Raw genomic sequence first — 9907 nt, forward strand, 5'->3', positions numbered from 1 at the left:
CGACCTCGAGGCTGACCCGGTCGACGGCCGACAGCGGCCCGTCCTCGGTCCGGAACGTGACGGACAGGTCCTTGATCGTGAGTACCGAGGTCATCGGCGGCTCGCCTTCGGGTCGAGGGCGTCGCGCAGGCTGTCGCCGACGATGTTGAACGCCAGCGTGAGCAGCATGATCGCGACACCGGGCATCACCGCGGCCCACGGCGCCCGGGACGCGAACTGCTGCGCGTCCGCGAGCATGGTGCCGAGGCTCGGCGCCGGCGGCTGGATGCCGAGGCCGAGGAACGACAGCACCGCCTCGCCGAGGATCGCGGCCGGGAGGCCGACGGTCGCCTGCACGATGATCGCCGAACCGGCGTTCGGCAGCACGTGGCGGCCGAGCACCCAGGCGTCACCGGCACCCTCGACGACCGCGGCGGCGACGAAGTCCAGCGACTTCAGCCGGAGCGTCTCGGACCGGACGATCCGGATCATGCCGGGGATCTGCGCGATCCCGATCGCGATCGCCGCGTTGCCGAGGCTCGCGCCGCGGATCGCCGCCAGCCCGACCGCGAGGATCAGGAACGGGAACGCCAGCACCAGATCGGTCAGCCGGGAGATCAGCGCGTCGACGGTCCGGAAGTACCCGGCGATCAGCCCGAGCGGTACGCCGACCACGAGCGAGAACGCGACCGCGAGGACGCCGACGCGCAGGGACGCGCGGAGCCCGAACATGATCCGGGACAGCACGTCGCGGCCGAGGTCGTCGGTGCCGAGCAGGTACCCGGCCGTGCCCGGTGGCGCGAACGCGTGGTCGAGGTGGTTCTGGGTCGGATCGTGCGGGGCGAGCCAGTTCGCGAAGACGGCGAGGACGACCGCGATCGCGAGCACCGCCAGCCCGGTGCAGGCCAGCGGATTGTGGACAATCCTACGTACCACCCGCCGGCGATTGCTCCGCAGCGGTGCGGCGGTGACAGCTTCGGCGACGGCCATTACGCCTCACCTCGGACGCGGATGCGCGGATCGATCACGGAGTACAGCAGGTCGACGAGCAGATTGATGACGATGTACGCCGTCGCGGTGACCAGGACGACCGCCTGGATGACGGGGTAGTCGCGCTGGAACACCGCGTCCACGGTGAGCTTGCCGAAACCGGGGAGGGCGAAGATCCGCTCGGTGACGACCGCGCCGGAGATCAGCGCACCGAGCTGGAGCCCGACGACCGTCACCACGACGATCAGACTGTTGCGCAGGGCATGCTTTCCGACGACGGCCCTGGGCGGCAGGCCCTTCGCCTCCGCGGTCCGGATGTAGTCGGCGGACAAGGCGTCCAGCATCGACGATCTGGTCTGCCGCATGATCACCGCGGCCAGGCCGGTGCCGAGGATCAGCGAGGGCAGGATCAAGTGGTGCAGGTTCGCGATCGGGTCGCTGAAGAACGGGACGAAGCCGGACGCCGGGAAGAGGCCGAGGGCAACGGACAGGTACAGGATCGCCATCAGCCCGAGCCAGAAGTGCGGCACCGACAGGCCGAGCAGCGCCAGCCCGTTCGCCGCCCACTCGGCCGGGCGGCCACGCTGGACGGCGGCGACCACACCGGCACCGACGCCGATCACGCCGGCGATCAGGATCGCCAGTACCGACAGCTCGATCGTCACCGGCAGCGCGCTGACGATCATCGGACCTACCGGCGCACCGGTACGGATCGAGTGCCCGATGTCGCCGCGCGCCGCGTGGCTGACGAACTGCCAGAACTGGACGAGCCACGACTGGTCGAGCCCGTACTGCTGCCGGATCGCCCGCAACGACTCCGGATCCCGGTCCTCGCCGGCCAGCGCCAGCGCGGGATCCCCGGGGAGCGCCCGTACTCCGATGAACACCACGATCGTCGCGAGTACGAGCGTCACCGCGGACTGCCAGAGCCGGCCGAGCAGGTACCGCCTCACTTGGCGAACCCCGCGAACGCGGTCCGGATCACCCCGTCGGGGTAGACCTGGATGCCGAGCAGCTTCTTCGAGACACCGGTCAGGTTGCGCTGGCGGTACAGGTAGACGATCGGATTGTCCGCCTGCAGTTTTCCGGCAACCTCGCCGTACAGCTTCACCCGCTGCGCCTGGTCGGTGGCTTCGCGGGCCTGGGTCAGTAGATTGTCAACAATTGGATTGCTGTAGCCGGAGACGTTCTGGCTGCCGGTGGTGGCGACGAAGCTGAAGATGTTCGCGTCCGGGTCGACGCGGCCGGACCAGCCCAGCTGCAGGAGCTCGAAGTCGCCGCGATCCTGCTGGTCGAGCAGCGCGGCGTACTCGACCGGCTTGATCACGAGGTCGAACCCGCCCTCCTTCACCATGCCCTGCAGCGCCTGTGCGAGGCGCAGGCTGTCCGGGTTGTTGGAGGTGATCATCTCGACCTTGTACGGCGTACTCACACCGGCGTCGGCCAGCAGCTGCTTCGCCTTCGCCGGATCATGCGCCGGGCAGACCTGCGCGGCGTCCGAGGTGAACTCGCTCTTCGGCGAGATCGGCGAGCAGGCCACCGTGTTCAGCCCGTTGAAGATCGACTTCACCAGCGCCGCGCGGTCGATCGACAACGCCAGCGCCTGCCGGACCTTGGGGTTCTTCGCGAGCGGGCTGTCGAGCTGCTTCGGCGGATTGCCGACACCGTTGGCGTTCCCGATGTTGATCGTCAGCCCCTGGTATCCGAGCGACTGCGACTGGAGCACGCTGACGCTGTCGTCCTTCTGCAGCTCCGGCGCGTCCTGGGTGGAAAGCGAGTCCGCGACCTGCGCGTCACCGGACTTCAGGTTCGCCGAACGGATGCTGGAGTCGGTGATGATCCGGTACTCGATCGCGTCCAGGTGGACCTTCGCCGCGTCGTAGTACTGCGGGTCCCTGACCACCTTGATCGAGTTCTGCGCGACCCGGCTGGCGAACTTGAACGGCCCGACGCAGACCGGCGCGCTGGAGAAGTTCGCGCCGAGCTTCGCGACCGCGGCCGGGCTGAGCACCATCCCCGCGCGGTCCGCGAGTGCCGCGGTCAGCGGGGCGAACGGCTTGGAGAGCTTGATGACCACGGTCTTCGGGTCGGGCGTCTCGATCGCGGTGATCGGGCCGAGCTCGCTCTTCCGCGCGGAGCCGGCCAGGGTCAGATCCCGGTTCAGCGAGACCTTCACCGCGCTGGAGTCGAAGGTGCCGCCGTCGGCGAACTTCACGCCCTGCTTGAGCGGGATCGTCAGGCTGCGGCCGTCCGCCGAGATGGTCGGCAGCGCGGTCGCGAGCTGCGGGACGATCTTCGCGTCCGGGCCGAGGTCGTACAGCTTCTCGCACATCGTGTGGAACACGTACCGCGAGTACAGGCTCCGGGACAGCGTCGGGTCGAGCTTGTCCGGATCCGCGGACAGCGCGACCGTCAACGTCCCGCCCTGCTTGACCTGCCCCGCGGCGGCCGCCTCCCCGAAGACGTCCTGCCCGGCTGACGCGGTACCACTCGACGGGCTGTTGCCGGCGGGCTGCACGGGCGAACACGCCGTACCGGCCAGCACCAGCGCGACCACAGCCGCGCCCGCGCCGACCGGCTTCCGGCGGCAGGTACCAGGGACGATTCGGTTCAGTGCGAGTCGACGAGTCATCGCATGCTCCTGTGTAGGCGGGGTACTGTCGACTGTTTCATGTATACAAGGAACGTGCGCAAGTGATTCGGCGAGTTTGTGTGAACCTTTTACTACCGGCCACCGGCGACCGGGTCAGTACGTCGCCGACGTGACAGCGGGTGACCTACCACTCCACGACGAGCGGATCCTTGGACGGCGGGCCGATGGGCGTCCAGGTGTCGTCGATCAACCGGTACGGGTGCCACCGTCCGGCACGGTCGAGCCGCAGTTGCGTGTCCGGGCCGAGCGTCAGCTGGTTGGCCGACGTACCGATCGTCAGGTCGTCGCCGGCCGCCAGCAGCTCGGTCCGAGCACGGTTGAGGTCGGCCGCGTCCGGCGTCCAGGTGTGCTCCAGTACGTCGAGACCGGGCGCGCCGCCGTACCGCCACGCTTGGATGCCGAGGGCAACATCCTCCCCGGCGTCGAACTGCGGGAAGTCGGCGGCCAGCCGCACCGTGTCCTGCCACTCGTCCAGCGCCTGCGGTACGGCGGTGTCGTGCAGCAGCGCGCTTAGGATCGAGCGGGCACGCCGGGCCGCGTCGAGCACGAGCAGCGCGAACGTCGCCGGGCCGAATCCGTCCGGCGGCTCGATCCCCGCAACCGCGAGCTGATCGATCGTGACCTTCGCCGGCAGTTCGGGCCGCTCCGGCAGGTCCGCGGTAGGCGTGACGACGTCAGCGATCGCCACACCGGCTTCGACCGGACGAGTCGAGGACAGCTTCAACTCGTCAAGAAGCGCCTCGCGCGTACGCCCGCGAAGCAGGAGCAGTACGAACGGATCCGCGTCGAGCAGCCACGCCACCTGATAGCAGAGCGCCGCCGCGTGCTGGCAGGGCAGCTCCCACGCGTCGCACGTACAGCTCGGATCGAGATCGCCGATCCCCGGCAGCAGCGTGACCCCCGCATCGGACGCCGCCTCGACCAGGCTGTGCGGCATCTCGCCGTCGAGCAGCGCCGCAATGTGTCCGGCGCGGGCGGCGACCTGCTCCTGGAACCGGAGCCAGTCGTCCTCGCTCAGCTCGTCCACGCGAACGACTGCCTCGTACGTGTCCTCGGGGGAGTAGATGGTGGCGGCGATCCGGCCCGGGCTGATCGTGATCGTGCCGACCTGCCCCGAGCTCGCGTACCGGCGGCCCCTGCGGAGCTGGTCGTTGTCCAGCGACGTGTCCTCGAGCGCCTGCACCCACGCCTTCGCCCACCACGACCGGCCGTGCGTACTCCGCCGCTGCGCCGGGAACGCCGGGAAGCCCCGCGCCGCGGTCATCGCGCGCCTCCCCGCAGCTCGACCAGATCGGCCAGCTCGGTGTCGGACAGCTCGGTCAGCGCCGCCTCCCCGCCGGACAGCACCGCCGCGGCCAGCTCGCGCTTGGTGGCGAGCATGCCGGCGATCCGGTCCTCGATGGTGCCTTCGGCAATCAACCGGTGGACCTGCACCGGCCGGGTCTGACCGATCCGGTACGCGCGGTCGGTGGCCTGGTCCTCGACGGCGGGATTCCACCAGCGGTCGTAGTGCACGACATGCTCCGCGCGGGTCAGGTTCAGCCCGGTGCCCGCGGCCTTCAGCGACAGCAGGAACACCGGCACCTCACCGGCCTGGAAGCGGTCGACCATTTCCTCGCGCCGCGGCACCGGCGTACCGCCGTGCAGCAGCTGGGCGCCGATCCCGCGCTCGGCCAGGTGCCGCTCGAGCAGCCGGGCCATCGCGACGTACTGCGTGAAGACGAGCACCGCGCCGTCCTCGGCGAGGATCGTCTGCAGCAGCTCGTCGAGCAGCTCGAGCTTGCCGGAGCGGCCGGTCAGCCGGGCGTCGCCGGGCTCCTTCAGGTACTGCGCCGGGTGGTTGCAGATCTGCTTCAGCCCGGTCAGCAGCTTCACGATCAGACCGCGGCGCGCCATCCGGTCGCTCGCCCGTACCTCGTCCATCAGCTCGCGGACCGTTGCCTCGTACAACACGACCTGCTCGCGGGTCAGCGACACCGGCTGGTCGGTCTCGGTCTTCGGCGGCAGCTCCGGCGCGATCCCGGGGTCGGACTTCTTCCGCCGGAGCAGGAACGGCCGGACGAGCGTCGCCAGCCGCGCGGCGACCTCCTCGTCCTTGTCCGCCTCGATCGGCGTCGCCCACTTGGTGCGGAACGTCCCGAGCCGACCGAGCAGCCCGGGCGTGGTCCAGTCCAGGATCGCCCACAGCTCGGACAGGTTGTTCTCGACCGGAGTGCCGGTCAGCGCGACGCGCGCCTTGGCTGGAACGGTCCGCAGCGCCTTCGCCGTACCGGACGACGGGTTCTTCACGTGCTGCGCCTCGTCGGCGACCACCAGCGCCCACGGATGCCCGGCCAGCCGTACGGCGTCGCGGCGAAGCGTGCCGTACGTCGTGAGCACGAACCCGTCCCGAGCCTCGTCGAGGGAGCGGGACGTGCCGTGGAACCGGCGTACCGACGTAGCGGGGGCGAAGCGGTGGATCTCGCGCTCCCAGTTACCGAGCAGCGACGCCGGGCAGATGACGAGCGTCGGGCCGGCGGTGTCGCCCGACTGCTGGCGGTGCAGATGCAGGGAGATCAGCGTGATGGTCTTGCCGAGGCCCATGTCGTCGGCGAGGCAGCCGCCGAGGCCGAGGGACGTCATCCGGGAAAGCCAGCGGAGACCGCGGAGCTGGTAGTCGCGCAGTGTCGCTTCGAGCCCGGGTGGGGCCTCGGCCGGGTCGTCCGCGCGGTCCGGGTCGGCGATCCGGGCGCGCAGGTCTTCCAGCCATTTGGTCGAGCTGACCGCGATGTGCCGGCCGTCGATCTCGGTGGTGCCGGTGAGCGCGGCACCGAGCGCATCGATCGCGGTGACCGGTTTGAGGATCCGCTCGCGGGCCTTCCGGGCGAGCTCGGGGTCGATCAGCATCCACTGGTCACGGAGCCGGACGACCGGGCGGGTGGCCTCGGCAAGCTGGTCCAGCTCGGCCGCGGTCAGCGGGTCGTCGCCGACCGCCACCTGCCAGCTGTAGTCGAGCGTCTTGTCGCCCTGGAAGAAGCCGGGCAGGTCGCTGGGCGGTCCGTCGGCCGAGGTGATCGCCGCGCGAGCGGTGAGCGAACGGCCGAGGCTGCGCGGCCAGTGCACGTCCACACCGGCGGCCGCAAGCCGCTGGGCGGATCCGGCGAGCAGGTCGGCGACGTCCTCGTCGGCCAGGTCCAGGTGATCCGGCACTGCGGAATCGAGCAGCTGCCCGAGCGGGCGCCAGACGCGCGCGGCCCGGCGGATCGCGAGCGTCGCGTCGATCCGTGCCCGCGGGCCGAATCCCGGTACGTCGGTCGACCAGACGTCGGACGCATCGCTGACCAGAGTCGGGTCCTTGAGGCTGTGCAGCTGTACGGCGGCGCCGAACGACTGTGACGCGCCCATCTCGACCCGCAGCGAGATCCGTACGCCGGCGTCCAGGCCGGCGGAGACCTCGTCCGCCCAGCCCCGCAACCGCTCGGCCCGCTGCGGGGCGACGGCCGCGAACAGGCTGGTCTGATGCATCTTCCCCGCGGCCGGGGAGCGCGGCATCCCGTCGGCCACGGCGTCGAGGAACTCCCGCACGAGATCCTCCGCGACGGGCAGGCGTACCTCGCCGGTGGTGCTGAGCGGCAGGGCCCTGGCGGAGGTCGGCATGGCTTCGGCGAGCTCGAGGATCCGGGTGATGTCGTCCGGGTCCAGCGGACCGACCCGCCAGGCGTCGTGCCCGCCGGGGGAGACGCCCGGCAGAAGCTTGCCGCGCGCAACCAACTGCAACGCCACCAGCGAAGCCGCCCCCCAGAACGCCCCCGAAGGATGCGCCCCTGACGCCCGCCGCATCCGCCCCAGCACCGGCACCGCTTCGCCCACCGGCACCTCAACGGCCCGCACAGTCCGCAACTGCACCCCGCCGTCTTGCGTGATCGCGAGGGGCAGGTCTACCTGTTGGCCGAGGGTGAGGGGGAGTGGGGCGCCGTCCGGGTCCCAGAAGGCGAGCACGCTGGTGCGTGGTGGATCGGACGGCCGGAACACCACTGCGTATCCGGCCAGTTCCTGCCCTGCGCCCAGCACCCCGTGAACCTCCGCGTCGAATCGGACAACGAACCCCAGGCATCCTCCCTCACCACACAAGGCGAAGGACCGCACCGGCCTCAGACGGGCGCCTGCACCCCGGGCAGCTTGCCGTCGCCCTCGCAGGTCCGGCACTCCTCGAGCACCCAGGCCGTGGCGGCCGGACCGGTCGGGCGATTGCCCTTCAGATGAACGATTCCGCGGGCTATCCGGATCCCCCCGCTCCCGTCACAGGTCGGGCAAATGGTGTTGATCGTCCCTTGCTCGTCCACAGCACAGTCCCTCCCGGTCAGCCCGCCGATGACAAAGCGCCGGCATCCCGCCCGGCCGTCTCGTACTGCGTCCGGTACAGCTCCTCGTACCGCCCGCCGGCCGCGAGCAGGTCGGCGTGCCGCCCGCGCTCGACGATCCGGCCACCCTCGATCACCAGGATCTGGTCGGCCGCACGGATCGTGGACAGCCGGTGCGCGATCACGACCGCCGTACGACCGGCAAGCGCCTCGGTCAGCGCCTCCTGCACCGCGGCCTCGTTCGTCGAGTCGAGCGCGGCGGTCGCCTCGTCGAGGATCACCACCCGCGGCTGCGCGAGCAGCAACCGCGCGATCGTCAGCCGCTGCCGCTCGCCACCGGACAACCGGTACCCGCGTTCGCCGACGACCGTGTCCAGCTGATCCGGCAGCGACCTGATCAGCTCACCGAGCCGCGCCCGCTCCAACGCGTCCCACAGATCCTCCTCGGCGGCCTCCGGACGCGCGAGCAGCAGGTTCTCCCGGATGGAGTCGTGGAACAGGTGCCCGTCCTGCGTCACCATCCCGAGCGTCTGCCGCAGCGATTCCGCCGACACGTCCCGGACGTCGGTCCCGGCCAGCCGCACCGCCCCGGAGTCCACGTCGTACAGCCGGGGAATCAGTTGCGCGATCGTTGACTTGCCCGCGCCCGACGAGCCGACCAGCGCGACCATCTCGCCCGGCTCCGCGCGGAAGGACACGTCATGCAGGACCTCGACGCCGCCACGGGTGTCGAGCTTCGCGACCTCCTCGAGCGACGCCAGCGAGACCTTGTCCGCCGACGGGTACGCGAAGCTCACGCCGGCGAACTCCACCGTGACCGGTCCCTCGGGCACCTGTCCCGCGTCCGGCTTGTCCTTGATCAGCGGCTCCAGGTCGAGGACCTCGAAGACCCGCTCGAAGCTGACCAGCGCGGTCATCACCTCGAGCCGCGCGCTCGCCAGCGCGGTGAGCGGCGAGTACAGCCGGGTCAGCAGCAGTGCCATCGACACGACCGCACCGGGCTCGAGCTGATTCCGCAGCGCCAGGAAGCCGCCCAGCCCGTACACCACCGCGAGCGCGAGCGCCGAGACCAGCGTCAGCGCGGTCACGAAGATCCACTGCACCATGGCCGTCCGGACGCCGATGTCCCGCACCCGCCGCGCCCGCACCGCGAACTCCGCCGACTCCCGGGCCGGCCGCCCGAACAGCTTCACCAGCGTCGCGCCCGGCGCCGAGAACCGCTCGGTCATCTGCGTGCTCATGGTCGCGTTGTACGCCGCGGCCTCTCGCTGCAACCCGGCCAGCCGCGCACCGATCCGGCGCGCCGGAATGACGAAGATCGGCAGGATGATCAGCGCGAGCAGCGTGATCTGCCAGGACACCCGCAGCATCACCACGAGCGTGAGCACCAGCATCACCAGGTTGCTCACCACACCGGACAACGTGTCGCTGAACGCGCGCTGCGCGCCGATGACGTCGTTGTTCAGCCGGGAGACCAGCGCGCCGGTCCGGGTCCGGGTGAAGAACGCGATCGGCATCCGCTGGATGTGGTCGAACACGGCCGTCCGCAGGTCGAGGATCAGCCCCTCGCCGATCTGCGCCGACAGCCAGCGGGTCAGCATGCTCAGCCCGGCCTCGGCGACCGCGATCGCCGCGATCAGCAGCGAGAGCCACAGCACGACGCCGAAGGCCCGGTGGCCGACGATCGCATCGACCACCCGGCCGGCCAGCACCGGGGTGGCCACGGCGAGCACGGCGGCGCCGATGCTCAGCACCAGGAACCAGACCAGCTGCGTCCGGTGCGGGCGCGCGAACGCCAGGATCCGGCGCAGCGTGGCGCGGGAGAACGGTCTCTTGTCGTCCTGGGCGTGCATCGCGTGGTACAGCGAGTTCCACGCGGTCATTTCCATGCTCACGGCAGTACTCCGCAGGTCGGGTCGGCTGGGGACGTCGATGATTCCGTACT

General features: G+C 70.5%; 7 protein-coding genes. All 7 read right to left on the reverse strand.

What is annotated here, in order from left to right:
- Window positions 1-90 precede the first annotated feature (90 nt).
- A complete protein-coding gene (locus tag VFF46_RS34610; RefSeq protein WP_325041466.1) occupies window positions 91-969 on the reverse strand; it encodes an ABC transporter permease in 879 nt (292 codons plus the stop codon).
- The gene (locus tag VFF46_RS34615) at window positions 969-1922 is read right to left on the reverse strand and encodes an ABC transporter permease (RefSeq protein WP_325041467.1); all 954 of its coding nucleotides are present in this window, start codon (window positions 1920-1922) and stop codon (window positions 969-971) included. Before VFF46_RS34615 ends, VFF46_RS34610 begins: the two co-directional genes overlap by 1 nt.
- Window positions 1919-3601 carry an ABC transporter substrate-binding protein gene (locus tag VFF46_RS34620; RefSeq protein WP_325041468.1) on the reverse strand — a complete coding sequence of 561 codons (1683 nt, stop codon included), beginning with the start codon at window positions 3599-3601 and terminating at the stop codon, window positions 1919-1921. The genes VFF46_RS34615 and VFF46_RS34620 overlap by 4 nt, the downstream gene beginning before the upstream one ends.
- A 145-nt stretch (window positions 3602-3746) precedes the next feature.
- On the reverse strand, window positions 3747-4886 hold the full coding sequence (locus VFF46_RS34625; RefSeq protein WP_325041469.1) for an SWIM zinc finger family protein: 1140 nt from the start codon (window positions 4884-4886) through the stop codon (window positions 3747-3749).
- Window positions 4883-7258 (reverse strand): DEAD/DEAH box helicase, encoded by a 2376-nt coding sequence (locus VFF46_RS34630; RefSeq protein WP_414673128.1) that lies wholly within the window; start codon window positions 7256-7258, stop codon window positions 4883-4885. The genes VFF46_RS34625 and VFF46_RS34630 overlap by 4 nt, the downstream gene beginning before the upstream one ends.
- Window positions 7259-7752: 494 nt before the next feature.
- A complete protein-coding gene (locus tag VFF46_RS34635) occupies window positions 7753-7944 on the reverse strand; it encodes a hypothetical protein (RefSeq protein ID WP_325041471.1) in 192 nt (63 codons plus the stop codon).
- 17 nt (window positions 7945-7961) lie between these two features.
- Window positions 7962-9907 (reverse strand): ABC transporter ATP-binding protein (locus VFF46_RS34640; RefSeq protein WP_414673127.1); only part of this gene is annotated, 1946 nt, incomplete at its 5' end.

Source organism: Kribbella sp. (assembly GCF_035655035.1).
Lineage (GTDB): Bacteria > Actinomycetota > Actinomycetes > Propionibacteriales > Kribbellaceae > Kribbella.

What these genes read in the sequence shown, in the direction of transcription:
- VFF46_RS34625 (WP_325041469.1), bottom strand. Translation starts at nt 4,886, where the DNA reads ATGACCGCGGCGCGGGGCTTCCCGGCGTTCCCGGCGCAGCGGCGGAGT.
- VFF46_RS34630 (WP_414673128.1), bottom strand. Translation starts at nt 7,258, where the DNA reads ATGCCGACCTCCGCCAGGGCCCTGCCGCTCAGCACCACCGGCGAGGTA.
- VFF46_RS34610 (WP_325041466.1), bottom strand. Translation starts at nt 969, where the DNA reads ATGGCCGTCGCCGAAGCTGTCACCGCCGCACCGCTGCGGAGCAATCGC.
- VFF46_RS34620 (WP_325041468.1), bottom strand. Translation starts at nt 3,601, where the DNA reads ATGACTCGTCGACTCGCACTGAACCGAATCGTCCCTGGTACCTGCCGC.